The organism is uncultured Nisaea sp. (assembly GCF_963974195.1).
Lineage (GTDB): Bacteria > Pseudomonadota > Alphaproteobacteria > Thalassobaculales > Thalassobaculaceae > Nisaea.
The window spans coordinates 20,603-44,857 of the sequence record NZ_CAXBDC010000006.1; the positions used below are offsets into that span (position 1 = coordinate 20,603).

Consider the following 24,255-nt stretch of genomic DNA (forward strand, 5'->3'; position numbering starts at 1 on the left):
ATCAAGACGTTGGCGGAATATGTCATTCCCGCGCCGCGCCGTCCAGTCGGACGCGCAAAACCTTATTCCGCGTTGACCTCCGGGATTTCGATCCCGAGCATCTCCGCCGTGGTCTTGCCCGCCGCGAGTTGTGCCAGCATGTCAGTCTCCTTGCGGACATGCGCCTCTCCGGCCTCCAGAATCGCGGCCGCCTGCGCAAGCGGCACGACGGTGACCCCGTCCGCGTCGCCGAGGATAAGATCACCGGTATGAACCGGGACACCGCCGCAGGAGATCGGGCCGTCGATCGAGCCGCCGAAGCCTTTGTGCGGGCCGGCCGGAACCGAGGCAGAGGCAAAAACCGGCACATCGCCCGACCGGAGCTCGGCCACATCCCGCGCGGCACCGTCAATGACAAACCCGGCCACGCCCTTGTGCTTTGCCGCCGTCACCAGAATTTCCCCGATGATTGCCACATCCGGATTGCCCCCGGCATCGATCACGATGATCTCCCCCGGCCGCATCAGCGGGATCGCCGCATGAACGCAGGCATTGTCGCCGGCCATAACCCGAATGGTGCGGGCATGCCCGATAATGCGCATATCCGGATGTAGGGGAGAGACCCGGCCCGCCATGCTTGCCGTCCGGTTCAGACAATCCCCGGCAACCGCTGGAGGGACACCTTTCCAGCGTTCGAGTGCCGCCGCGTCGAGCGCCACATACTCGCCCTTGTGTCTGATGATCGCCATTCGTCCACTCCCTGATTCTTATGCGTTTATTATTTAGTCTCAGCCGGCGCGGCGCGCCAGAGCCGTCAGAAGCCCCGCGCCGATCATGGCGCTTCCGCCAAGGCGGTTGACGAGACGAAGTGCTCGCGGACTGGAAAACCGGTGCCGCATGGTCCCCGCCGTCACAGCCCAGAATGCCGCGTTAAGTGCGCCCAGGATCACGAAGGTCGCAATCAGCACCGCGCATTGCGCAACGACAGGACGTGCCGGATCGATGAATTGCGGCACGAAGGCCACGAAGAAAACGATTCCCTTGGGATTGAGCGCCGTCACCACAAAGGCGTTGCTGAACATCCGGACCTTGTCCCGGCGCTGATCGCCGCCAGGCAGGGCCGCCAGTTCGGGCTTGCTTCGCCAAAGCTGGATGCCAAGCCAGACGAGATACCCTGCCCCGGCCAGTTTCAGCAGTGTAAAGAGCTCCGCGGACGCCGCCAGAACCGCACCGGCGCCAAGCAGGGAAACCGTCATTGCCAACAGATCGCCGAGCGCCACTCCCGGAACAGTCGCCCAGCCGGTATCCCGCCCACGCGTCATCGCATAGCTCGCGACCAGCATGACCGTCGGGCCGGGGATCGCGAGCATGACGGACGAAGCCGCCGTGAATGCAAGCCAGAGCGTCAGGTCCATCGCAATCCCCCTAGGTTTATTGATCTGGCGGAACCGCCAGCCCGTGAGTGAGCCACAGATCCGGACCGCCGGGCAAGAGCTGCTTCCCGCAGCATATAGCCGAACAAGGCTCTCACCGTGCCGGAGCGCCAAAAAACACCAGATGTAGATTTAATGACACTTCCGCGCACAAAATATGTTGCTTCGGAAAACCGAAAACGGCATTATTTGCGTCGACGGCTTGGCACGGGCCCTCTAATAGAAATTTGAATCTTGGTCATACGATCAAGACTTCAGCTCGCCGGTTTGTGATACGCACTCCGCAACTGTTCCCTCACCCTTAATTCTCCTAAATGAATTGGTGAATTTATTTCTATTTTACTTCCTTTTTATTTGATCCGTGCGCGCCATCAGTCAAATTTCCCGGAATTCTGCGCGTAACGATCCTGCATTCATTTTTTCTGCCCTTTCGGTTCATTAATCATTGCTTCCAGGGCGCCAAATCCAGTATCGTCTCAACCTTCGGCCACAAGATCTTGTGGCCTCCGCGTTAAAGCCATTGACTGAACGGAACGGGGGGTTCCAGGTATGAGAATCGAGCGCCGGTTTACGGATTCCAAGACGGGTCCCTACGCAGGTATTGAATTTCGGAAAACCAGCAGCGAAATCCGCAACCCGGATGGGTCTGTGGTCTTCCAGAATGCAGATATTGAAGTCCCGGCCGATTGGTCGCAGGTGGCTTGCGACATCCTCGCACAGAAATATTTCCGCAAGGCGGGCATCCCGGCACGCCTGAAGCCGTTCGAAGAGAACGACGTTCCTTCATGGCTGTGGCGCATGACCCCGGACAAGGACGCCATCGCGGCCCTTCCGGAAGATGAGCGCACGGTCGGCGAAAGCAGCGCCAAGCAGGTTTTCAACCGGCTGGCCGGCACCTGGACATACTGGGGCTGGAAAGGCGGCTACTTCGACACCGAAGCCGATGCCAAGACCTATTACGAAGAAATGTGCCATATGCTTTGCCGGCAGATGGCTGCCCCGAACTCCCCCCAATGGTTCAACACCGGCCTGCACTGGGCTTATGGCGTCGACGGTCCCGCACAGGGCCACCATTATGTCGACTACAAGACCGGCAAACTGACCCGCTCCAAGTCGGCATACGAGCATCCCCAGCCCCATGCCTGCTTCATCCAGGGCGTCAGCGACGATCTGGTGAATGACGGCGGCATCATGGACCTCTGGGTCCGTGAAGCGCGGCTCTTCAAATATGGCTCCGGCACCGGCTCCAACTTCTCCCGCCTGCGCGGCGAGGGCGAGTCCCTGTCCGGTGGCGGCAAGTCCTCCGGCCTGATGAGCTTTCTGAAGATCGGCGACCGGGCTGCCGGCGCGATCAAGTCCGGCGGCACCACCCGCCGTGCGGCGAAGATGGTCACCGTCGACATCGACCATCCGGACATCGAGAAATATATCGACTGGAAGGTTCGGGAAGAGCAGAAGGTCGCGGCCCTGGTCTCCGGCTCCAAGCTGGCCCAGAAGCATCTGAAAGAAGTCATGGCCGCCTGCCGCGAGGCCGACGGCGTCGAGGGTTCCGCCCGCTTCGACCCGAAGCAGAACCGTGCCCTGAAGAAAGCCATCATTGGCGGCCGCAAGGCGATGATCCCGGAAAACTACATCCAGCGGGTCATCCAGTTCGCCGAGCAGGGCTTCACCGAAATCGACTTCCCGACCTACGACACCGACTGGGACAGCGAAGCCTACCTCACCGTCTCCGGGCAGAACTCGAACAACTCCATCCGGGTCAGCAATGACTTCCTGGAAGCGGTTGCCGAGGGCAAGAACTGGGACCTGATCCGCCGTACCGACGGCAAGGTCGCCGAATCCGTCAATGCCGCCGAACTGTGGGACAAGGTCTCCAACGCGGCCTGGGCCTGCGCCGATCCGGGCATCCAGTACGACACCACGATCAACGAATGGCACACCTGCCCGGCTTCGGGACGGATCAATGCATCCAACCCGTGCTCCGAGTACATGTTCCTCGACGATACGGCCTGTAACCTCGCATCGATGAACCTGATGCAGTTCCGGCATGAGGATGGCAGCTTCGACATCGACGCGTTCGAGCACGCCACCCGGATCTGGACCATCACGCTGGAAATCTCCGTGCTGATGGCGCAGTTCCCGTCCAAGGAAATCGCCAAACTGTCTTACGACTTCCGTACCCTCGGCCTCGGCTTCGCCAATATCGGCGGCCTGCTGATGGCCAGCGGCTTTTCCTATGACAGCGACGAAGGCCGTGAGCTGTGCGGTGGCATCAGTGCTCTGATGACCGGCATTGCCTACAAGACCTCCGCCGAAATGGCGGGCGAGCTGGGCACGTTCCCGGAATACAAGCCGAACGCCGAACACATGCTGCGGGTTATCCGCAACCATCGCCGCGCCGCCTATGGCGAGGACGAGGGTTATGAGGATCTGTCGATCCCGCCCGTACCGCTGAACGCCCTGAACAGCCCGAACCGTGAGCTGAACGCGGCGGCCATCGCGGCCTGGGACGCGGCTCTGGAACTCGGCCAGCAGCACGGCTACCGCAATGCCCAGACCACGGTGATCGCACCGACCGGCACCATCGGTCTGGTCATGGATTGCGACACTACCGGCATCGAGCCTGACTTCGCCCTGGTGAAGTTCAAGAAGCTGGCCGGCGGCGGGTATTTCAAGATCATCAACCGGATCGTTCCGGAAGCCCTGAGCAACCTTGGTTACTCGGAAGCGCAGATCGAAGAGATCATCCGCTATGCCGTCGGCCACGGCACGCTCGAAGGCGCAACGGGTATCAATCCGGAAAGCCTGAAGGCAAAAGGCTTCGGCGATGCCCAGGTGAAGGTGATCCAGGATGCGGTGGCCAGCGCCTTCGACATCAAGTTCGCTTTCAACAAGTGGACCCTCGGCGAGGGTTTCTGCCGCGACACGCTCGGCTTCACCGATGCGCAGCTGAACGACCTCTCCTTCGACATGCTGCTCTCCCTCGGCTTCAGCAAGAAGCAGGTTGAGGAAGCCAACACCTATGTCTGCGGTGCGATGACGCTGGAAGGCGCACCGTATCTGAAGGACGAGCATCTGCCGGTGTTCGATTGCGCCAATCCGTGCGGCCGGACCGGCAAGCGGTTCCTTTCCACCGAAAGCCATATCCGCATGATGGCGGCCTCCCAGCCGTTCATCACCGGTGCGATCTCCAAGACCATCAACATGCCGAACGCGGCGACGATCCAGGATTGCTCCGACGCCTACATCCTCTCCTGGAAGCTCGGCATCAAGGCCAACGCGCTCTATCGCGACGGCTCCAAACTGAGCCAGCCGCTCTCCTCCTCCCTCGTTGACGATGAGGACGAGGACGAAATGGAAGATCTGCTGGAAGCACCGATCGCCGCCAAGGCGCCGGTTGTCGCCGAGCGGATCGTCGAGCGCATCATCGAGCGGGCAGCGGAACGCCAGCGTCTGCCGCATCGCCGCAAGGGCTACACCCAGAAAGCCAATGTCGGCGGCCACAAGGTGTATCTCCGGACCGGCGAGTACGAGGAAGGCAAGCTGGGCGAGATCTTCATCGACATGCACAAGGAAGGCGCCGCCTTCCGCTCGCTGATGAACAACTTCGCCATCGCTGTTTCCATCGGCCTGCAATATGGCGTGCCGCTTGAGGAATATGTCGACGCCTTCACCTTCACGCGGTTCGAGCCGCAGGGCATGGTGACCGGCAACGACGCCATCAAGATGGCGACATCGATCCTCGACTACATCTTCCGGGAGCTGGCGATCTCCTATCTCGACCGCCACGATCTCAGCCATGTCGACACCAGCGACCTGATGCCGGATGCGATGGGTGGCGGCGACGACGAGAACGCCGTCGACAAAGCCAAGGCCCAGCTCATGGAGCAGGTCGGCACCATCACCAGCCGCGGTTATGTCCGCAAGAATCTGGTGGTGTTGCAGGGTGGTCAATCGAACCAGATGAAGGCCACCGGAACGGACAATGCCCAGCCGGTCATGGCAACGACGGCCGCGCATGCGGCGACCGTGACGACAACGGTGCAGAAGAGCGCATCGGTCACCGTCTCCGAAAGCGTGATGGACGCGACCGACGCCAAGCTGAACCGGATCCGTGAGGCCCGCATCAAGGGCTATGAGGGCGAAAGCTGCGGCGAATGCGGCAACTTCACCCTGGTCCGCAACGGCACCTGCCTGAAATGCGACACCTGCGGCGGGACGTCCGGCTGCAGCTAAAGGCTAACCCCCTCCATTCTCCGGCACGACCGGGGGATGGAGGGATATCAAAGTGCTCAATAAAAATGGCCGCCACGGAAACCGTGGCGGCCATTTGAGTGCCTGACGTCAGCCAGCCCCCTCGGGCTATAAAGGATCAGCCTTGGAAAGCGACCTTGTGCCCCGGGCCGACAGCGCGAAGCTGATAGGCATCCGCATGGATATCAGCGTCGAAGAATGCTCCGAGATCGGCCGGGGGCAGACGCTCTATGTCCTTCAGGCCGTAGCCGTCCTGCCCCGCTTCCAGCATCGGCGCCGCATTCATCAAGCGGCAGGTATAGGGGTGGCTCGGCCGTGCGAAGAGAGCTGCGGCCCCCGCCTCCTCCATCACCCGTCCCTTGTACATCACCAGCACCCGGTCACAGATGCTCTCGACCACGCCGAGATCATGGCTGATGAAGAGGCAGGCGAAGTCGAACCGGTTTTTCAGATCGCGCAGCAGGTCGAGGATCTGAGCCTGAATGGTGATATCGAGCGCGGAGACCGGCTCGTCCGCCACCACCAGGCGCGGCCGGGATACCAGAGCACGGGCAATGGCGACGCGCTGACGCTGTCCACCGGACATCTCGTGCGGAAACCGGTCCGCATAGCCGCGTCCGAGACCGACCGCATCCAGCATGTCGAGCACCCGCTCACGCGCCTTGGTCGGGCTGATATCGTCGATATGGCGCAATCCTTCGCCGACCAATGCACCAATACGCATCCTCGGGTTAAGCGAGGAATACGGGTCCTGGAAGATGATCTGAAGCTGGCGGCGGACATCCCGGAGTGCGGTGCCCGAAAGCGACAGAATATCCTGTCCGTCGAGTGTGACCGATCCCGCGCTGGGATCCTTCAGCCGGATCAGGGCACGGCCAAGCGTGCTCTTGCCGCTACCGGACTCGCCAACCAGCCCGACCATTTCATCCGCATGAATGTCGAGGGACATACCGGCAACGGCGCGATGCAGGCGCGGTTTACCGAAAGGCCAGCGGGAGGGCGTCTCGTAATGCACTTCGATATCACGGGCACTGAGCAGGGGCTGGCGTACCTCCGTGCTCGCGCGGGAGCTTGTCGGCGGCTTCGGCAGAGAGCTCAACAGCTTCTGGGTGTAAGGATGCGATGGCTGCGCGAGCAGTTTGCCCGAGGCGCCCTGCTCGACGACCACACCCTTTTCCATCACCGTCGCCTCGTCGGCATAGCGGGCGACCACACCAAGGTCATGGCTCACCAGCATGATGGAGGTGCCAAATTCCTTGACGATATCCGCCATGATGTCGAGCACCTCGCGCTGCACGACGGCATCGAGCGCGGTGGTCGGCTCGTCCGCCAGCAACAGGGCCGGACGCATCATCATGACCGATGCGATCATGATGCGCTGACGCATCCCGCCGGAGAATTCATGCGGGTACCGCGAGAGGCAGCCTTCCGGATCCGGCATGCGCACGGCCCGCAGCATCTCGACAGCCTTTGCCCGGATCTCTTCCATCGGAAGGTCCGTATGCAGGCGCATGGCCTCGGCCATCTGCCGGCCGATCCGCAATGCCGGATTGAGAGAAACCAGCGGCTCCTGGAAAATCATGCCGATACGCGCACCGCGCACCTTCCGCATCTCCAGTTCCGACGCCTCGACAAGATCGCGGCCCTCGAAGTGGATCGAGCCGGCGGTGATCAGCGCCGGCGGCGGCAACAGCCGCAGGGTGGAGCGCGCGAGCATGGTCTTGCCACTGCCCGACTCGCCAACCACGGCATGGATTTGCCCCGGTGCGATCGCCAGATCGACATTCTGGCAGGCCCGCACCTCACGGCCGGGGATTGGGAAGGTCACCTCGAGTCCGCGGACCTCGAGCAGATTGGTCTCGGCGGTCATTTCGGCTCCCGTTTCACGAAGGTATCACGCGGGTCGAGTTCATCGCGCAGCGCGTCCCCGAACAGATTGACCCCGACAAGGGCAACGGAGACACACAGCCCCGGCAGGATGCCGAGCCAGGGGTCACGCATCAGATGGGCGCGGGCCTCGGCCAGCATGTTGCCCCAGGTCGGCGCCGGCGGCGGAACCCCGAGGCCAAGGAAACTGAGCGCGCTTTCCGCCAGCAGTACCCAGCCGAACATCGTCGTGCACAGCACGATCAGCGGCGCTATACAATTCGGCAGGATATGGCGAGCAAGGGTGTAGACCGGTCCATTGCCAAGCGCGATCGAGGCCTCGACATATTCCTTTTCCCGCACCGAAAGCACGGCGCCTCGGATCAGCCGGGTGACGGACGGCAGATAGGCCAGCGACAGGGCCAGCACCACGCCATATTTGTTCGGGCCGATCACCACCATCAGCGACAGGGCAAGCAGGATACCGGGAAAGGCCATCAGCGCTTCGATGACCATCATCACCAGGCGGTCGAACGTCCCCTGAATGAAGCCACAGAGCGCGCCGATCACCACACCGCCCGATGCGGCCAGCAATACCGTCAGCACACTGATGGTGACCGATACGCTGGCCCCCGCCAGGATGCGGGAAAGCTGGTCCCGGCCAAACATATCGGTGCCAAAAAGGTGCTCCGCCGATGCCGGCGCGAAGCGCAGCATGAAGTCCGTGCCCTCCGGATCGTAGGGTGTGTAGATCACACCGGTCAGCGCGGCCAGAAGCACAAGGCCGATCATCGTGCCGCCAATCAGGCCATTGGGGCGCGAAAGCAGCGATTTCAGTCGTCTCATTGCAAGCGAACCTTGGGGTCAAGCGCGGCGTAAAGAAGATCAATGATGAGGTTGACCACGACGTAGATACCGGCGATCAGCAGCAGGGCGCCCTGCAATGTCGGATAGTCGCGGGCGTAAATGCTGTCGACCACCAGCTTGCCGATACCGGGCAGGCTGAAAACGGTTTCGGTCACCGCCGCGCCGCCCAACAGCGAGGCCAGAATCAGGCCAAGCATGGTGAGTGTCGGGCCAGCGGCGTTCTTCAGGACGTGCCGCAGCATCACGGCGCCTTCGGACAGGCCCTTGGCCCGGGCGTGGGTGACATATTCCTGACGCAGCACTTCCAGCGTGCTGGAACGCATCATCCGGGTCAGCACGGCAACTTCGGTCAGGGCGAGCGAGCTGACCGGCAGGATCAGATAGATCATGCCAAGGCCGAAATCCTCGCTCAGTGTGACGAAGCCGATTGTTGGCAGCCATTTCAGATAGACACCAAACAACAGCAGCAACATCAACCCGACCCAGAAGCTCGGCATGGAAAGTTTCACGATGGCCGCCAGAACGATGGCGAAATCGATGCCGGTATTCTGGAATCTGGCAGCGATCAGTCCGGCAGGGATCGCAATCAGGGTGGCGAAGACCACCGCGATGGAAACCACCGTGGCCGTCACCGAGAGACGATCAAGCAATGCATCAAGCACCGGCTCGTGCGTGCGGATCGATACCCCGAAATCTCCTGTCGCGAGATTCTTGAGCCAAATTCCGAACTGTACCGGGATCGGCTTGTCGAGCCCCAGATCCGCCCGCATCTGCGCGACGATCACCGGGTCGTCCAGGTCGGAGAGCATCAGCTCCGCCGGGTCGCCCGGGATCAACCGGATCAAGGTGAAGACGATCACCGAGACAAGGAACAGCGTGGGCAGCGCCATCAGGCTGCGTTTTAAGACAAAAGACCACATGTGCTACCCACACCCGTTCATTGTTGGATCTTCAGGACCTATTTAACGTCCACGCCCCAGAAGATCATCTTGCCGGCACCCCAGCCCTTGAAGCCCGTCACCTTGTCGCGAACCGCATAGAATTCCATGCGATGGCCGAGGCCGATGGCCGGGACCTGCTCGATGAACATGGCATGCAGCTGATTGACCATTTTCTGGCGTTCCGCGGGAACGGAAGTGACCATGGCCTTCTTCACCAGGGCGATGGCTTCCGGATCCTGCCAGACCTTGCGGGCTTTGGTGCCGGAAATCATCTCGAAGCTCAATGCCGGATCAAGGCGCGGCGAGTACGAGAACGACTGCATCTGGTATTTGCCGGTCTTGTACATGTCGAGCTGGGTGCCCCATTCCAGGACCTTCAGCTCGGTATTGATGCCAGCCTTGCGCAGCATGCTCTGGGCGATCAGGGCACGCTCGTAATAGGCACCGGCACGCTTGTTGGCGACGATACTGATCGGCTCGCCCTTATACCCGGCCTCTTCAAGCAGGGCTTTCGCCTTGTCAAGATCGTAGGGCAGCTTCTTCCACAGCTCATCGCTGAAGTAGGAAGAAACCGGCGGCACCGGAGACGGGTTCGCCCGGCCCTGGCCTTCGCTGATAACCGCGATGATCTGATCACGGTCGATGGCATGCGCCATGGCCTGACGGATGCGTACGTCTTTCAGCAGCGGATCGCGGGAATTGATCAGCAGCGTATCCCAGACCGCCGTTTCGGCCTTGATGACCGTGGTGTGCGGTACGGCCTCAAGCTCGGGAATGGCAGCGGCCTCGATGGAGATCAGGTCAAGATCACCGGCCTGGTAGGCGGTTTTGATGACGGAGGCTTCCGGCAGAACATGCAGACGCACCCGGTCGACCAGAACGTCCTTGCGGCCGGCATAGCCGTCCTGCGCATCGGTGCGCGGGCTATAGCCGTCGAATTTGACCAGGTCGATATAACGGCCGGGCTCGATGGCGCCGAACTTGAACGGACCGGTACCGATCGGGGCTTTCCATTTGCCGTCGGCATCGACCGAATCCGGATGCAGCACGGCAGTGTTACCGCAGTCAAAGCGGGCCAGATTGCCGAGGAACGTCGCGTTCGGGCTATCCAGCGTGTAGACGACCGTGGAAGCGTCCGGCGTCGCCATGGTCACCGCAGGCGCATCGCCGTTCATGAAGTAGCTGCGGCAACGCCATTTGGTTGCCTTGTCCATGAAGCGGTCCCAGGACCATTTCACTTCAGCGGAAGTCATGTCCGCACCGTTGTGGAACTTCACGCCCTGACGCAGCTTGAAGGTATATGTCAGACCGTCATCGCTGACCGTCCAGCTGTCCGCCAGCATCGGCTTGATCGAGAAATCGGCGGCATAGGCAACCAGTCCCTCGACAATATGCATGTGAACCGTGTCGGTGTTGCCGTCACGGTCGACGCCCGGGTTGGTACCCCGGATGTCCTGAGTGAAGGCCACGTCGAGGACCTTCTCCGCCTTGGCCTGTCCGGCCGCGGCGACGACCAGTGCCAAGGCAGCGGCACTGGTAATCAGATGTTTATGCAACTTCACTGACCCATCTCCCTGTTATGTGCTCGGTTATGATCCGTCCGAGGGTCTGGACGGACTTAAAGGTGATATTTCACGTATTCCTCGCTGCGGTACGGCGACTGCCGGACCCACATCACCCGGTCGGCGGCATCCATGATGATGGTCGCCACGGTGGCCGAGATCTGGTTCGAGCTGGTCGGGTCCGGCGTGCGCAGAACCGCGCGCGGATGACCGAACCTGTCCGAGAAGGCGGACTTGAAATCATCGATCGTGACCTTCGAGCCGCAACGCGCGAGATGCGCGCGGACCCGGCGGTCCCGGTACAGTGAATCCATGCCGCTCAGAACGCCGCGATCAACCACCTTGGCCCGCGCCGCCTGGCTGACGAAATGGTTGGAATGGGTTAGCAGACCGTCTTCCGGCGCCACCCAGAAAATCTCGTCCGGCGTGGTCTCCAGATCGATCGCATCGCCGGTATCCTGGGCGCAGCTGACAATCATGTTGTTGGAAACCGTACGCGGCGCCCGGGCAATCGCGTTCATCGCCTCGGGGTAGGTCGGGGCTTCCAGGATCAACCGCCGGATCACCGACAACGGCACGCCCGGGCGGCTCCAGTCCTCACCCTCGATGGTCAGGTTGTTCCCGGTGACGGCAACGCCGATCTCGTTGAAGCCGGCACGGGCAAGACCGCCCGCCTCGACATAGGTCAGCAGGTCCGGCCCGTTCTCGCGGCGAACGGCCACGATCACAGCCGTCTCCTCGCATTCCGGGCGCCAGTCCCAGTTCTGCCCGTGGATCAACCGCCCCTCGGCCGTTTTCTCCGGCAAGGCGACGGCGGCCGTGCAGCCATCGTCGATCTCGTTTTTCTCTTCTTCCTTCAGCGCGACAGCGGCGGCATTCAGCACCTCGCTGCGGCCGTTGATCAGCATGACCTCGGCAAGATCGACACCGGCCCCCTTGGCGATGGCCTCCAGCTCGTCATGCTGTTCCGGATAGAGATCCTTCAGGCGCTCGGACAGCAGCCGTGTCGCGTCGACAACCTGCCCCCAGGACACGCCGCGCGCATCGAGGAACCCCTTATAGAGTTCAGCCCCCCGCTTAACCCGCGCATCGGCCGCACGGCCATACTGGGCGCCACGCTCGGCGATAGGACCCTCAACTTCGATGAAGGGAGGCGCAATACTCTCGGTCATGCCGCTTTCCCCGTCTTGTCCTGCTTGCCCTTGAGGACACCGAGAAAGAAGGTCTTCACATGCAGCGCCACGCCACGCATCGAATGCGCGACATTCGGCACGATCTCCTGCTTGACCGTCACGCCATGGGATTCCAGGGATTTCTTCAGCGTCGTGTTGCGTTCGATCCGGGTCTTGCCCGCATCGTTGCAGCCTTCCATCCAGCGTGCCCCGCCCGGCTTGTGGGTGATTTCCCAGCCTTCGGTATCGGCACCGCCGACGATCAGATGGACCGCGACCTTGCGCAGCGCGTCGAAATCGACCGACTTGCCGAACATTTCCTTCATGTTGCGAATGCCGACCCACCAGTCGCGGCTGTCATCCAGCAGCGTGATCGAGCCCGGCGACCCGATCGAGACCGCCTTCAGGCGCTCCGGGTGCAGGTACAGGAAACGGTGCGTGAAATGCCCGCCGCCCGAGAAACCGAACATCATGAATTTCGGGAAGCTGACAGCGAGGCGTTCCTCGACCTCTTTCACCATCGAGAGGACGATCTCGTCATAGCGAATATCGCCTTCGAGGATGTATTTATAACCGTCGCGCTCATCGTCGCCGCGCACACCCGCCGGGAACAGCGGGGCAAGAATGACGCAGTTGTTGTAGCGCCCGAATTCGCCGAAGGTGTTGCGATATTCCTCCTGCGCCCGTCCCGTGCCGTGAACCGCGACCAGCAGGTCAGGTTCCCCGGCCTCCCCGAGATCCTCGGGAACGAACAGGCAATAAGAGAAACGCGGGTCTGCCCGGCAGGCAAAAGAAATCGTGAAGCCACGATCATAGAGAGCCCGCCTGCGTTCGGCGGCGTTTTCGGAAGACGCTGTGGACATTGAAATCTCCGGTAGGAGCACCATTGAGGCGCTAATCTCCGAAAACCATAAGGGCGCAAAAATAAGTCGTCAATATTGGCGCCAATTTAAACGCCATATTTTATTCACAAATTGGTAACACCACCGGCATAGCTTGCAGAAGGCGCCGGAAATAGGTATCCACCCTGTTCGAAACAACAGCAAAAGCGATACGCTGCGCAATCAATGGTAAAAAACACCAAGACCGCCTCGCAGACCCCTCAAAGCCTTTCCGAACAGATATTTACCGATATCAGGATCGGAACGTACGGCCCCGGGACATGGCTGAAACAGATCGATCTGGAAGAGCGCTATGGCGCCAAGAGGATTGCTGTCCGAAAGGCTCTCGACGAATTGGTCGCGAAACGTCTGGTGGAGCACATTCCCAACCGCGGTTACCGGGTTTACGCCCTCGACGCGACCAGACGGCGGGAATTGCGCGCCATCCGCACCCTGCTGGAAACCGCCGCCGTCGACGAAATCATCGGGAATGCAACCGACGCGGACGTAACCGAACTGTATGCCCTGGCAGAAGTGTTTCAGCAGGCAAGCTACGACGGCACCGTTCTTTCCCTCAACGATGCCAACCTCGCTTTCCATCAGCGGCTGCTCAAGCTGTGCGATAATACGAGCATGGTCGAGTTGATCATGGAAATGCGGGCACGCGGTCCGGCGGCCCCCGTGACGCGCTGGAGAACGGTTGCCCAGCTTGAAAAGGTCAACAAGGACCATTTCATGATCGTCGAGGCCCTTGCCGACCGTGACGCGCCCCGCCTGAAAGCGGTGATCTCCGGCCATATCAACGAGTCCGGCCCCCTGCAGACCGGACTGGAAGCAGGCGCGGAATAAATCCGCCCGAAACCCACGGATCACTCCCATGGCGGCAGAACTGCTTCCCCAGCAACCGATGGCCCCTGACGCCAGGCAACGCTCCCTGAGCAAGACCCACATCGACGTTCCGGCTTTCATGGACTATCTCGGGCGGTTGCGCCGGGAAGTCGACGCCATGCTTGCGCCGCAATTCCCTGACTTCAGCGGCAAACCCTACCCGCTCGGCCGGTGCCGGGAAATTCGTGACGCGGTCTATGACCGGCTGGTCGCCGACATTCATCAGCCACGGTGCGCCACATCCCTGGCCCTGCTCAGCTTCATTCGCGGCGGCGGCATCGGCCGCAAGATCTGGGGTGTTCTGCGGGAAAGCTATTTCCAGAATGCGATGCAGTTCGGCACATTCTATGTCGATGTCGCCAACGACACCGTCAATCCGGCGAAACCGTCGATCGAGATCCTGCCACTCACCAGGTCCGGCATGGTTTCGGTGTCCGATTTCTTTCATTTCGCCCGGATCGCGGAATCCTATTGGAAGTGCGACAGCTACGCGAATACCGCGTTTCCGGGAGTGGCCGCATTCTTCCCCATCATCTGCGTCAATCGTACCGGCGGCGGGATATCCCTCGCTCCCGGATCGGACCAGATGATCGCCCTCACCCGGTCCCGGAACTTTCAGCCAGCCCTGGATTTTCTGAAAGCCGCCCCATCCCCGCCGCAACCGGTCCTGCATGAGCTGGCGAAACGGCAAAAAGTCTGCACGGAGCAATTTCTGAAAAGTGACGGTGATGCGATCGCGGAAGTAGAGCGGGCGATATCCAGCGCAGCTTACGAAAGCGACACCTATTACGCGTCCTGCGTTTCCGCCTACAGAGAGTTCGCCAGCCTCTCCGAAATCAAGGCCGCCCCACGATCAGAAAACAACATTTAATATAGTCAAAGACTCAGCCGATATATCCTTAATAAGGGGAAGGTTACTTCAGTAACCGACCATTAATTAGAGATCGTTTTAAATATTTCACGAAATTGCCCGCAAAAATACTTATTGCGGTTCGGCACACCCTAAACTACTATATATTGAGTTTCGGAGCTGATATTAGAGCAGCTCCCCCCTGGTAGCGGACCCGTGAGGGCATAGCTTCAGTCCTCAAGGTCCAGAGTTCCATCGTCAGCCAAACGATGGAAAACCGGGGAGCGGTACTCTCCCATCCCCGCTCCCCGATTACCCTGTGAAGCTCCTAAGGACGAAGCCTCTATCGTCCGATTACTGGGTGCGTCATTTTCTGGCGCACCCCTCTTTTTGGAAAAAGTAGCGGCCTCCGGTGTGACTGTCTATGCTTCGCGCCGTCCGTCAGGACAATTCGCAAGATCATTCCAGAATCCAGAGGAGTCAGCCATGGCCGGCGTAATCGACGCACGTCTTTCCGAACTCGGAATCGAACTTCCCAACGCCGCCGCGCCTGCGGCCAACTATGTGCCATACGTGATTTCCGGGAAAACACTCTATATTTCCGGTCAGGTCCCGTTCTGGAACGGTGAGCTGAAAGGCGTCGGCAAGGTCGGCAAGGACATGACGGCCGAGGACGCGCAGAAAATCGCCCGGATCTGTGCCCTTAACATCATTGCCCAGGCACGCGCGGCATGCGGCGGTGATCTCGACAAGGTTGCGCGGGTGGTGAAAGTCGGCGGTTTCGTCAATGCGACGGACGACTTCACGCAGCACCCGATGGTGGTCAACGGCGCGTCCGACCTGATGGTCGAAGTCTTCGGCGACAAGGGCAAACACGCCCGCTTTGCTGTCGGTGCGGGCTCCCTGCCCCTCGGCGTTGCCGTCGAAGTCGAGGCAGTCATCGAGCTTGCCTGATCGGCCGATTACGGTTGACTGACCGTTGCGGCGCACAATCTTCCAAGAGCAACACCAACGGAAGGTGAGGACCGGTGCCAGACGGTGAGAATGTTGTCGGTGAGAACAGTACGGAAACGCGGGCGGCCATATCGGTCGTCCGCTCCATCCATGAGATCGCCCCCGCCGATTGGGACGCCTGCGCCGGTGCGGCCAATCCGTTCCTCAGCCATGCCTTCCTGTCCGCGCTGGAAGACAGCGGCTCGGTCAAGGCCGAGACGGGCTGGCTGCCACAACATCTGGTCTATGCGGATGACGAGGACCGTATCGCCGGGATCGTCCCGCTCTATCTGAAGGGGCACTCTCAGGGCGAGTATGTGTTCGACTGGGGCTGGGCCGATGCCTATGAGCGGGCCGGCGGCGACTATTACCCGAAGCTGCTTTCCGCAGTTCCTTTTACACCCGTGACCGGGCCGCGCCTGCTCTGCCATCCGGAAGCGGACCGGGAAGCGGTCAACAGCATCCTGATCGGCGGCCTGATCGAGATCACGCGGCGGTTCGAGGTTTCTTCCCTGCACGTGAACTTCCTGCCCGAAGCGCAGTGGAACGCCCTCGGAGAGGCCGGATTTCTGAAGCGGATCGGCCTGCAGTTTCACTGGCATAATGACGGCTACCAGCATTTCGGTGATTTCCTCGATGCGCTGTCCTCCCGCAAGCGCAAGGCGATCCGCAAGGAACGCAAGGCCTCCGCGGAATCCGGTCTCACCATCCGCAAACTCACCGGCTCCGCCATCGAGCCCCGGCACTGGGATGCCTTCTACCAATTCTATACGGACACCAGCGACCGGAAGTGGGGATCGGCCTACCTGACACGCTCCTTCTTCGATCTGCTCGGCGCGCGCATGGCGGACCGGGTATTGCTGGTGATCGCGGAAATGGACGGCACGCCCGTCGCCGGCGCCCTCAACCTGATCGGCGACGATACGCTCTATGGCCGGAACTGGGGCTGCATCGCCGACTTCAAGTTCCTGCATTTCGAACTTTGCTATTACCAGGCCATCGATTTTGCCATCGAGCGCGGCCTTGAATGGGTCGAGGCTGGTGCGCAGGGACAGCACAAGATCCAGCGCGGCTACCTGCCCCGCTACACCCGAAGCTGCCACCTGATCCCTTCGCGCTCCTTCAGTGACGCGGTCGGGGACTTCCTCCGGCGGGAGACGGAACAGATGGCATATGAAAAAGAAGCCCTCGAAAATCAGTCCCCGTTCCGCTCCGAGGGTTGATCCGTGCGCATGGCTGACCTTCGCAATTTGTGCAACGCAAAATTAACGAATGGGGCAATATATTGAACATGTACTTTGCTGACTGGCCAGCCGAACCGGCGCCGTCCGCATCCTTCAAATCAAGATCCAGGGAGATTTATTCATGGGCGATCGCTTTTGCCTCACGCTTCTCGAAGCTGCCGAAATGAACGGCTTCACCGCTGCCGAAATGCACATCCTCGTTGACCGGCATGCCGAAATCGCCGCCAACGCCAATGGCTCTTACCGGATCGACCCGGACGCCCTGAAGGCTGTTGTCGACGGCTCCGCCAGCTACCTGAAGGCCGCCTGAGCCTCACCGGCCACGGACCGACATAAAAAAGGCCCGCGCATTGATTGCGCGGGCCTTTTTTATGTTCTGTCGCCATCGGGTGCCGGGGCCATATCCGGCCCCGGCACTGTCATGTATCAGCTGACCAGTTCGGGCTTTTTCTTCGTGCCCTTGCTTGAGCCACCACCGGAGCTGTCCCCGCCTTCATCCGGGTAGGAGAAGGTCAGGCTATCGTCTTTCAGGTCGACCTGAACCAGGCCGCCCTTCACCAGCTTGCCGAAGAGCAGTTCCTCGGCCAGAGGCTTCTTGACGTGCTCCTGAATGATCCGGGCCAGCGGGCGGGCTCCGTAGAGACGGTCATAGCCCTTCTCGCCGAGCCAGTTCCGGGCCGCATCGCTGAGCTCGATGGTAACGCCCCGGTCGGAGAGCTGCACTTCGAGCTGCATGATGAATTTCTCCACCACGCGGGAGATGGTTTCCGGCGTCAGGTTGCGGAACGGAATGATCGCATCCAGACGGTTCCGGAATTCCGGCGTGAACATCCGGTTGATCGCTTCGGAATCGTCACCTTCACGCTCCGTGCGCATGAAGCCGACGGCTTCCTTCGCCAGATCGGAGGCACCTGCATTGGTCGTCATGATCAGGATGACATTCCGGAAATCGACATTCTTGCCGTTATGGTCCGTCAGCTTGCCATGATCCATGACCTGCAGCAGCACGTTGAAGAGATCCGGATGGGCTTTCTCGATCTCGTCCAGCAGCAGCACGCAATGCGGATTCTGGTCGACGGCATCGGTCAGCAGACCGCCCTGGTCGAACCCGACATAACCCGGAGGCGCACCGATCAGACGGGAGATGCTGTGGCGCTCCATATATTCCGACATGTCGAAGCGGGTGAGCTCGATGCCGAGCGCGTTCGCCAGCTGGCGGGCCACCTCGGTCTTGCCGACACCGGTCGGGCCGGAGAAAAGATAGTTGCCGATCGGCTTTTCCGGCTCCCGCAGACCTGCCCGTGAGAGCTTGATCGCGGTCGACAGGGACGTAATCGCATCGTCCTGCCCGAAGACCACGGTCTTCAGATCCCGCTCCAGATTCTTCAGCACGGTCCTGTCGTCTGTCGACACGCTCTTCGGTGGGATGCGGGCGATCTTGGCAACGATCTCCTCGACTTCCTTCACGCCGATGGTCTTGCGCCGCTTGGACGGGGCAACCAGCATCTGCGCCGCACCGACTTCGTCGATCACGTCGATCGCCTTGTCCGGCAATTTGCGGTCGCCGATATATTTCGCGGAGAGTTCAACGGCCGTCTTCAGCGCCTCAGCCGTGAAGCGCACCTTGTGATGCTCTTCATAATACGGCTTCAGGCCCTTCAGGATCTTGATGCTGTCCTCGATGGACGGCTCTTTCACATCGATCTTCTGGAACCGGCGGACCAGCGCGCGGTCCTTCTCGAAATGGGTCCGGAATTCCTTGTAGGTGGTCGAGCCGATGCAGCGCAGGGCGCCAGACTGAAGCGCGGGCTTCAGCAGGTTCGACGCATCCATGGCGCCGCCGGAAGTGGCGCCGGCACCGATCACGGTATGAATTTCATCGATGAACAGCACGGCATCCGGATTGCGCTCAAGCTCGGAAACGACGGCCTTCAGCCGCTCCTCGAAATCGCCGCGATACCGGGTTCCGGCCAGCAGCGAGCCCATATCGAGCGAGAAAATCTGCGCATTCTGCAGGACTTCAGGTACTTGCCCGTCGACGATACGGCGGGCGAGACCTTCCGCGATCGCGGTTTTGCCAACACCCGGATCACCGACATAAAGCGGGTTGTTCTTTGTCCGGCGGCAGAGAATCTGGATGGTACGCTCGACCTCGAACTCCCGGCCAATCAACGGATCGATCTTGCCCGCCATCGCCTTCTTGTTCAGATCCACGCAATAGGCGTCCAGCGCCTCGTTGCCACTCTTGTTCACGGTGTCCTGCTTGGCATCCTCTTCGGCGCCGTCGACCCGGGGGGCCTCCGTCTGGCCATGTACCTTGGCGATACCGTGAGAGATGTAATTCACCGCATCGAAACGGGACATCTCCTGCTCCTGCAGGAAATAGACGGCATGGCTTTCCCGCTCGGAGAACAGGGCAACCAGAACGTTCGCGCCCGTGACCTCGGCCCGGCCGGAGGACTGCACATGGATCACGGCCCGCTGGACAACCCGCTGGAAGCCGGCAGTCGGCTTGGCTTCCTCTTCCTGACCACCGATCAGATTCATCAGGTCATTGTCGATATAGCCAGCAAGATCGCCGCGCAATCGCTCAACATCAACGTCGCAGGCGCGCATCACCGCAATGGCGTCCTGATCGGTCGTCAATGCGTAGAGCAAATGCTCGAGCGTGGCATATTCGTGGCTCCGCTCATTCGCGAGATCGAGTGCTCTATGCAGGCTTTCCTCTAGATTTTTAGACAACATTTTTGCTCAAGCCTTTTCCAGAGTGCATTGCAACGGGTGCTGGTGCTGACGGGCAAAATCCATCACCTGGGTCACCTTCGTTTCAGCGACTTCGTAGGTATAAACGCCACAGATACCGACACCGCGCTGGTGGACATGCATCATTATGGTCGTCGCCTCGTCCCTATTCTTGGAGAAAAATCTTTCCAGAACGTGAACGACAAACTCCATGGGCGTATAATCATCATTCAGCATGATGACTTTATACATCGCCGGTTTTTTGGTTTTGGGGCGCGCCTTGACAACCACGCCCGTGTTGGTGCCGTCACCGACCTTGTCGTCGTCTTTACTCATTTTCAGAACCGTAACTCTCCCGTACCGCACCGGGCCGGTCTCACATGCTGCACAAGCTAAATTAAACCGCCGTGGACCAGAAGAAAGCCCCGGCGAAAATTCAGCCAGGCACTGTGCCCAATGCGGACAGGGTGACAGATATTTCGTGTCGAGCACAAGCCGTTGCAAGGTTAAATCGGATAAACCGTTACTGATAACGGATCGCCAAAACACCCCGTCACCCTCTCCACCAGCCCTTCCCGCCATGCCCTCTTGCTCACCGGGCGGGATCGGGTCGGCAGAAAGCAAAAAGCCCGGCTGAAACAGCCGGGCTTCCGCTCGTTCTATGGAAAGCAGCCTGTTAGGCGGCAATCGGCTTCGACAGTTTTTCGAAGGTGCCGGTCAGGCTCGCCTGAATCGGCTTGATCGCTTCGTTGGCTGTCTTGACGGACATCTCGGAAATCTTGGTGATTTCCCCGACGGCCTTGTCATAGCTTTTCTTGGTCACGTCGTTCTGCAGTTCCATCAGATCGTTGACGGTCTTGCAGGTCATCACGGTCTTGCCGGTTTCGACGGAGACCTCAACGCTTTCCTGACCGAAGGCATAGAGCTCTTTGCCGATGGCCTCAAAGCCCTTGGACCAGGTGTTCATCGCCGTGATGTAGGCATCGTAATTGGCTTTGCCGAGCGACGCATATTCATCATAGCCGCCATAGAGGGCCTTCTGGGCCTTCTCGGCATGTTCCTTCATAAGCTCAACCGCCTGGTCATAGCCTTTCTGGGCAACGTCCTGAGACGCTTTCACAGCCGCCTCGACAGTTTCCGTGCCGGCTGCAACCGCGTCTTCAACCTGGCCGGCAGCAGCGGTAGCGGTGGTTTTCTTCGCAACCATCTTCACTCTCCTTGCGCATCGTTGACATAATTCGGGGGATAAAACTCGGGAGTTCCCCCGGCGGGCCGCAGGCATGTCCCTTGGACACGCATACTCAACAGGATATGTCTGGGCTCATGCTGCATTGCAACATACACGGTAAAATAGGAATTACAGAGAAAAGGTCAAGTGTATTTTTTGTGCACTGCACCATTTTTTCATTTTCACCCCGTACAAGAGGTCGACTCGGCCCATACGGACTTCAGGACCACTGCCAGAGCAGGTAATTTTCCCCTATGGTTGATCTCTATCTTTAATTTTGTTTCAATCAGTTATGGACAACAGCTAAGCTCTTACATAAGATTTCAGCGGTTTTCGATAGGGCTTAACCGTATTGCGGTTTGGCAATGCGGTAGATTGGGGGAGCAAATGGCGGACTGCGCGACACGGCGAGCCTTCAAGGTTTTCTGCGCCCTTACCGTCGGCCTGATGGTCTGGCTTTCGGCTGGCAGCGCCGAGGCGCGCTATGCCTCTTTCGTCATGGACGCGGACAGTCTGGACGTTCTTTACGCCAAGAACGCCGACACCAGGAACTATCCCGCATCGCTGACGAAAATCATGACCCTTTACATGCTTTTCGACGCCATGGAGCACGGCAAGGTCACGCTGGAAACCAAAATGAAGGTTTCCAAACGTGCCGCCGGTCAGCCGCAAACCAATATCGGCCTGCGGTATGGCGACCGTATCTCCGTCAAGGACGCCATCCTGGCGCTGGTCACCCGCTCCGCGAACGACGTTGCCACCGTTATCGGCGAGCATCTGGAGAAGAGCGAGGTCAATTTCGCCGTGGCGATGACCAAGCGGGCACGTGAACTCGGTATGACCAAGACCAGTTTCCGGAATGCCTCCGGCCTGCCCAACCGCCGGCAGAAAAGCACCGCCCGCGACATGGCCAAGCTCGGTCTCCGCATCCAGCGTGACTTTCCGCAATACTACCACTTCTTCCAGACCAAAAAATTCACCTATAACGGCCGCACCTACGGTAACCACAACAACCTGCTTGGCCGTTACACGGGAACCGACGGTATCAAGACGGGCTATACCCGTGCCTCCGGCTTCAATCTCGTCTCCTCCGTTCACCAGAATGGCAGGCATCTGATCGCCGTGGTGTTTGGCGGCCGAACTGCCAAATCCCGTGACCGGCACATGATCTCACTCCTCAATCGTGGCTTCAAAAAGGCGGAGTTGATTGCCCGCAACCGGTCGCCCGCACCGATCCCGGTCGCCCGTCCTGCCTTTGACGATAAAGGCACGATCCAGCTTGCCGCGGCACAGACAGTCATAAGCGACACCGCCGCCCTGCAGGCAGGCACGGACACCCTGCAAACCGAAGCGTCCCTGCAGCCCACGCCCAGCAGCTCGGACCGCGACTGGGGTATCCAGGTCGGCGCTTATTCAAGCAAGGGTCCCGCCGAAGCGATGATCGGCACAGCCCGCACCTATCTGAAGGCAGCACTGAAGGGGTCGATTGATTCCGTCGAGCGCGTGACCCGTGACCACGGCACCGTCTACCGCTCCCGCATCACAGGCCTGAGCGAGGCCGGCGCCCGCAATGCCTGCGCCCTTCTGGCCCGCAAGCACGTGCCCTGTGTCCCTGTCCCGGGCAGCGAAGGCCTCGAAGTCGCCACCATCCCGGCCGGCGACTAACCGGGCCGCTACCCGAACAACTCTTCAATACGCCACACGCAGAGGCACCGCCCTTTTCAGGAGCGGTGCCTTTGTGTTGTTCAGGTTTTTAGGTCAGCAGCGCCAGCAATATGATGACCCATATCGGAACGCCAATCAGCCACAGAAGTATTGCTCTCATGTCCTTGCCCTCCTAGGTCCAGCGACCGAAATGGACAAAAGCGCGCCCTTCGTCCCGGTGTTGTCCGCCAACACCAGCGGCCCAATAGGCTGCAGCCCCGGCGATCATCAGCGATGCCGCCAGCACGAAAGCGGAGATAATCGAGTATTTCCGCGCGGCTTCGCCCGTCACATCTCCAGCCACGCTTGCGGCGGAGGCACTGGCCTGAACAGCCGGGTCCAGAAGGAAAACGCCGAGCAAAATGGCCGCACCCCACACTGCCAGGCCGTGGATACCGTCACGAACACTGACCTCATCGGCACTCGCCTTATCGATGCGCCGCCGCATACGGCCCGCGATATAGCCACCGGCCATGAAGCTTGAGATGGTGGTCCACAACATCCACAGTCCGACCGCGACGAAGGCCGCGACCGCGGACCCGTCGCCGTCATAGGGTGACGACAGTGTGAGGCCGACGGCCCCACCGAATGTCGTGAACACAAACGCGATCCCCGAGGCAACAACTGCGCCGGCAAGGATCGACGACCAGTCGACATAATGTCCCTCATGAGCAAAAGCAGGAGCTGATGCCTGAGTGAGTGTTTCAGTCCGTTCTGTCATTTCTCTATCCTTCCGACAATTGTTACAGAGGTCTTATCCGAGACCCAGAAAGGACAGGATCGCCATGACGATGACGACAAGACCGACAAGATAAATGATCCCATGCATTTTTATTCTCCAGTTTGGTCCGCTGTTTGCGCGATACAGAAGAAACGCTTGGAATGATCAGAAGGTTCCAGGGGTGTGCCGGCAGGGAGGAGGTAAATCCTGAAAAACCCTGTGCCCTCTTGAGAGTCACGGGGTGAGATATTTTCGGAAGGCGATCCGCGTCACATGCCGGATACTAGATGCCGGATGGCTATGCGTTATGATCGCGGGCTGAATCGCGGGTATCCTGAAGCCGCCTTCAGCAAACCGGCCCGGCGCCAAATTCCTTATCGAATGGCGGGATCGGTTATTCCGGCAACCCGAGCCAGGGCGTTCCGCGCAACAAGGACGTGAAACGGCATGATGGCCGCTAAATAAAGGCGGCCTCCAACATTGTGCGGATGCACCCAGGTGGCTAATGACACCCTGTCTTCTGCACTGAAGACCGAAATACGAAAATCAAGATGGCGGTCGTTAAAACCGGCGATCAGCTCCGCACTGGTTTCCACTTCCACGGGGAACATCCCCATCTTGTCGGAAGCGTCCGGGCCATCGGCCGACAAACCGAACGGGCTGGTCAGGATCTTTCGCAAACGCAGCAAGGCCCGCGCCCATCCGGGAAAATCGACAATGATCTCAGCCGCCCGTCTTGGCGGCATCTTCGAAGCGACCGAGAAACAATCCAGAAAATCGGATGGCGCGATACGCTCGTGAAGACGGCTTCCGGCCGGCAATGGAGAAGCGATGACCCTCGTAAGCGATCTCATCGCCTGAAGGACCCGCACGCGGTCGAGACCGCATTCACTGCCATGCCACCTACCTTTGAGACCATTTCCCGATCCA

The 24,255-nt window shown here is 60.1% G+C and carries 20 protein-coding genes; 7 read left to right on the forward strand and 13 right to left on the reverse strand.

From position 1 onward, the window contains the following. Positions 1-62 precede the first annotated feature (62 nt). Both AAC126_RS02545 and AAC126_RS02550 read right to left on the reverse strand, forming a co-directional pair. Positions 63-728, reverse strand: a complete 666-nt coding sequence (locus tag AAC126_RS02545; protein WP_339849719.1) for an RraA family protein — start codon at positions 726-728, stop codon at positions 63-65. A gap of 39 nt (positions 729-767) precedes the next feature. After that, a complete protein-coding gene (locus tag AAC126_RS02550; protein WP_339849721.1) occupies positions 768-1,394 on the reverse strand; it encodes a LysE family translocator in 627 nt (208 codons plus the stop codon). A gap of 567 nt (positions 1,395-1,961) precedes the next feature. On the opposite strand from AAC126_RS02550, the gene AAC126_RS02555 reads away from it, so the two are divergent. Next, a complete protein-coding gene (locus tag AAC126_RS02555; RefSeq protein ID WP_339849723.1) occupies positions 1,962-5,648 on the forward strand; it encodes a vitamin B12-dependent ribonucleotide reductase in 3,687 nt (1,228 codons plus the stop codon). A 136-nt stretch (positions 5,649-5,784) separates the two neighbouring features. Here the strand turns inward: AAC126_RS02555 and AAC126_RS02560 are convergent, their stop codons facing one another. Genes AAC126_RS02560 through AAC126_RS02585 form a run of 6 tightly spaced genes read right to left on the reverse strand, consistent with a single transcriptional unit; the run spans position 5,785 to position 12,937 of the window. Next, positions 5,785-7,536 carry an ABC transporter ATP-binding protein gene (locus AAC126_RS02560; protein WP_339849725.1) on the reverse strand — a complete coding sequence of 584 codons (1,752 nt, stop codon included), beginning with the start codon at positions 7,534-7,536 and terminating at the stop codon, positions 5,785-5,787. Continuing rightward, positions 7,533-8,378 carry an ABC transporter permease gene (locus tag AAC126_RS02565; RefSeq protein WP_339849726.1) on the reverse strand — a complete coding sequence of 282 codons (846 nt, stop codon included), beginning with the start codon at positions 8,376-8,378 and terminating at the stop codon, positions 7,533-7,535. The genes AAC126_RS02560 and AAC126_RS02565 overlap by 4 nt, the downstream gene beginning before the upstream one ends. Beyond that, positions 8,375-9,319, reverse strand: coding sequence for an ABC transporter permease (locus tag AAC126_RS02570; RefSeq protein ID WP_339849727.1), 945 nt, complete (start codon positions 9,317-9,319; stop codon positions 8,375-8,377). Before AAC126_RS02570 ends, AAC126_RS02565 begins: the two co-directional genes overlap by 4 nt. A 38-nt stretch (positions 9,320-9,357) precedes the next feature. Continuing rightward, positions 9,358-10,902, reverse strand: a complete 1,545-nt coding sequence (locus tag AAC126_RS02575) for an ABC transporter substrate-binding protein (RefSeq protein ID WP_339849729.1) — start codon at positions 10,900-10,902, stop codon at positions 9,358-9,360. Between the two features lie 56 nt (positions 10,903-10,958). Continuing rightward, a complete protein-coding gene (locus AAC126_RS02580) occupies positions 10,959-12,074 on the reverse strand; it encodes a C45 family peptidase (protein WP_339849732.1) in 1,116 nt (371 codons plus the stop codon). Next, on the reverse strand, positions 12,071-12,937 hold the full coding sequence (locus AAC126_RS02585; RefSeq protein WP_339849733.1) for an alpha/beta hydrolase: 867 nt from the start codon (positions 12,935-12,937) through the stop codon (positions 12,071-12,073). Before AAC126_RS02585 ends, AAC126_RS02580 begins: the two co-directional genes overlap by 4 nt. Positions 12,938-13,141: 204 nt before the next feature. On the opposite strand from AAC126_RS02585, the gene AAC126_RS02590 reads away from it, so the two are divergent. From AAC126_RS02590 to AAC126_RS02610, 5 genes are all read left to right on the forward strand, one after another. Continuing rightward, positions 13,142-13,804 (forward strand): GntR family transcriptional regulator, encoded by a 663-nt coding sequence (locus AAC126_RS02590; protein ID WP_339849735.1) that lies wholly within the window; start codon positions 13,142-13,144, stop codon positions 13,802-13,804. A gap of 28 nt (positions 13,805-13,832) precedes the next feature. Next, the gene (locus AAC126_RS02595; RefSeq protein ID WP_339849737.1) at positions 13,833-14,714 is read left to right on the forward strand and encodes a hypothetical protein; all 882 of its coding nucleotides are present in this window, start codon (positions 13,833-13,835) and stop codon (positions 14,712-14,714) included. Positions 14,715-15,179: 465 nt separating this feature from the next. Then, positions 15,180-15,647: a RidA family protein gene (locus tag AAC126_RS02600; RefSeq protein WP_339849739.1), complete on the forward strand. Its 468-nt coding sequence runs from the start codon at positions 15,180-15,182 to the stop codon at positions 15,645-15,647. 74 nt (positions 15,648-15,721) lie between these two features. Continuing rightward, on the forward strand, positions 15,722-16,909 hold the full coding sequence (locus tag AAC126_RS02605; protein ID WP_339849740.1) for a GNAT family N-acetyltransferase: 1,188 nt from the start codon (positions 15,722-15,724) through the stop codon (positions 16,907-16,909). Between the two features lie 142 nt (positions 16,910-17,051). After that, positions 17,052-17,240, forward strand: coding sequence for a hypothetical protein (locus AAC126_RS02610; RefSeq protein WP_339849742.1), 189 nt, complete (start codon positions 17,052-17,054; stop codon positions 17,238-17,240). A 116-nt stretch (positions 17,241-17,356) separates the two neighbouring features. On the opposite strand, the gene clpA is transcribed toward AAC126_RS02610, so the two are convergent. The 3 genes from clpA to AAC126_RS02625 form a co-directional block, all read right to left on the reverse strand. Beyond that, complete coding sequence (gene clpA / locus AAC126_RS02615) at positions 17,357-19,675, reverse strand: ATP-dependent Clp protease ATP-binding subunit ClpA (RefSeq protein ID WP_339849744.1); 2,319 nt, start codon at positions 19,673-19,675, stop codon at positions 17,357-17,359. Positions 19,676-19,681: 6 nt separating this feature from the next. After that, positions 19,682-20,008 (reverse strand): ATP-dependent Clp protease adapter ClpS, encoded by a 327-nt coding sequence (gene clpS / locus AAC126_RS02620; RefSeq protein ID WP_339849746.1) that lies wholly within the window; start codon positions 20,006-20,008, stop codon positions 19,682-19,684. A 340-nt stretch (positions 20,009-20,348) separates the two neighbouring features. After that, a complete protein-coding gene (locus AAC126_RS02625) occupies positions 20,349-20,879 on the reverse strand; it encodes a phasin family protein (protein ID WP_339849748.1) in 531 nt (176 codons plus the stop codon). A 408-nt stretch (positions 20,880-21,287) separates the two neighbouring features. Between AAC126_RS02625 and AAC126_RS02630 the strand changes: the two genes are divergently transcribed. Next, positions 21,288-22,565: a D-alanyl-D-alanine carboxypeptidase gene (locus AAC126_RS02630; RefSeq protein ID WP_339849751.1), complete on the forward strand. Its 1,278-nt coding sequence runs from the start codon at positions 21,288-21,290 to the stop codon at positions 22,563-22,565. Between the two features lie 172 nt (positions 22,566-22,737). Here AAC126_RS02630 and AAC126_RS02635 read toward each other — a convergent pair whose 3' ends face one another. Both AAC126_RS02635 and AAC126_RS02640 read right to left on the reverse strand, forming a co-directional pair. Then, positions 22,738-23,325 (reverse strand): hypothetical protein, encoded by a 588-nt coding sequence (locus AAC126_RS02635; RefSeq protein WP_339849754.1) that lies wholly within the window; start codon positions 23,323-23,325, stop codon positions 22,738-22,740. Between the two features lie 374 nt (positions 23,326-23,699). Beyond that, positions 23,700-24,179, reverse strand: a complete 480-nt coding sequence (locus AAC126_RS02640) for a DUF2867 domain-containing protein (RefSeq protein ID WP_339849757.1) — start codon at positions 24,177-24,179, stop codon at positions 23,700-23,702. Between the last annotated feature and the right edge of the window lie 76 nt (positions 24,180-24,255).

Excerpts from the sequence above, each read along its gene's own strand:
- clpA (WP_339849744.1), bottom strand. The coding sequence starts at position 19,675 with ATGTTGTCTAAAAATCTAGAGGAAAGCCTGCATAGAGCACTCGATCTC.
- AAC126_RS02555 (WP_339849723.1), top strand. The coding sequence starts at position 1,962 with ATGAGAATCGAGCGCCGGTTTACGGATTCCAAGACGGGTCCCTACGCA.
- AAC126_RS02580 (WP_339849732.1), bottom strand. The coding sequence starts at position 12,074 with ATGACCGAGAGTATTGCGCCTCCCTTCATCGAAGTTGAGGGTCCTATC.
- AAC126_RS02625 (WP_339849748.1), bottom strand. The coding sequence starts at position 20,879 with ATGGTTGCGAAGAAAACCACCGCTACCGCTGCTGCCGGCCAGGTTGAA.
- AAC126_RS02630 (WP_339849751.1), top strand. The coding sequence starts at position 21,288 with ATGGCGGACTGCGCGACACGGCGAGCCTTCAAGGTTTTCTGCGCCCTT.
- AAC126_RS02600 (WP_339849739.1), top strand. The coding sequence starts at position 15,180 with ATGGCCGGCGTAATCGACGCACGTCTTTCCGAACTCGGAATCGAACTT.
- AAC126_RS02570 (WP_339849727.1), bottom strand. The coding sequence starts at position 9,319 with ATGTGGTCTTTTGTCTTAAAACGCAGCCTGATGGCGCTGCCCACGCTG.
- AAC126_RS02545 (WP_339849719.1), bottom strand. The coding sequence starts at position 728 with ATGGCGATCATCAGACACAAGGGCGAGTATGTGGCGCTCGACGCGGCG.
- AAC126_RS02590 (WP_339849735.1), top strand. The coding sequence starts at position 13,142 with ATGGTAAAAAACACCAAGACCGCCTCGCAGACCCCTCAAAGCCTTTCC.
- AAC126_RS02585 (WP_339849733.1), bottom strand. The coding sequence starts at position 12,937 with ATGTCCACAGCGTCTTCCGAAAACGCCGCCGAACGCAGGCGGGCTCTC.
- AAC126_RS02550 (WP_339849721.1), bottom strand. The coding sequence starts at position 1,394 with ATGGACCTGACGCTCTGGCTTGCATTCACGGCGGCTTCGTCCGTCATG.
- AAC126_RS02640 (WP_339849757.1), bottom strand. The coding sequence starts at position 24,179 with ATGAGATCGCTTACGAGGGTCATCGCTTCTCCATTGCCGGCCGGAAGC.
- AAC126_RS02635 (WP_339849754.1), bottom strand. The coding sequence starts at position 23,325 with ATGACAGAACGGACTGAAACACTCACTCAGGCATCAGCTCCTGCTTTT.
- AAC126_RS02610 (WP_339849742.1), top strand. The coding sequence starts at position 17,052 with ATGGGCGATCGCTTTTGCCTCACGCTTCTCGAAGCTGCCGAAATGAAC.
- AAC126_RS02565 (WP_339849726.1), bottom strand. The coding sequence starts at position 8,378 with ATGAGACGACTGAAATCGCTGCTTTCGCGCCCCAATGGCCTGATTGGC.
- AAC126_RS02595 (WP_339849737.1), top strand. The coding sequence starts at position 13,833 with ATGGCGGCAGAACTGCTTCCCCAGCAACCGATGGCCCCTGACGCCAGG.
- clpS (WP_339849746.1), bottom strand. The coding sequence starts at position 20,008 with ATGAGTAAAGACGACGACAAGGTCGGTGACGGCACCAACACGGGCGTG.
- AAC126_RS02560 (WP_339849725.1), bottom strand. The coding sequence starts at position 7,536 with ATGACCGCCGAGACCAATCTGCTCGAGGTCCGCGGACTCGAGGTGACC.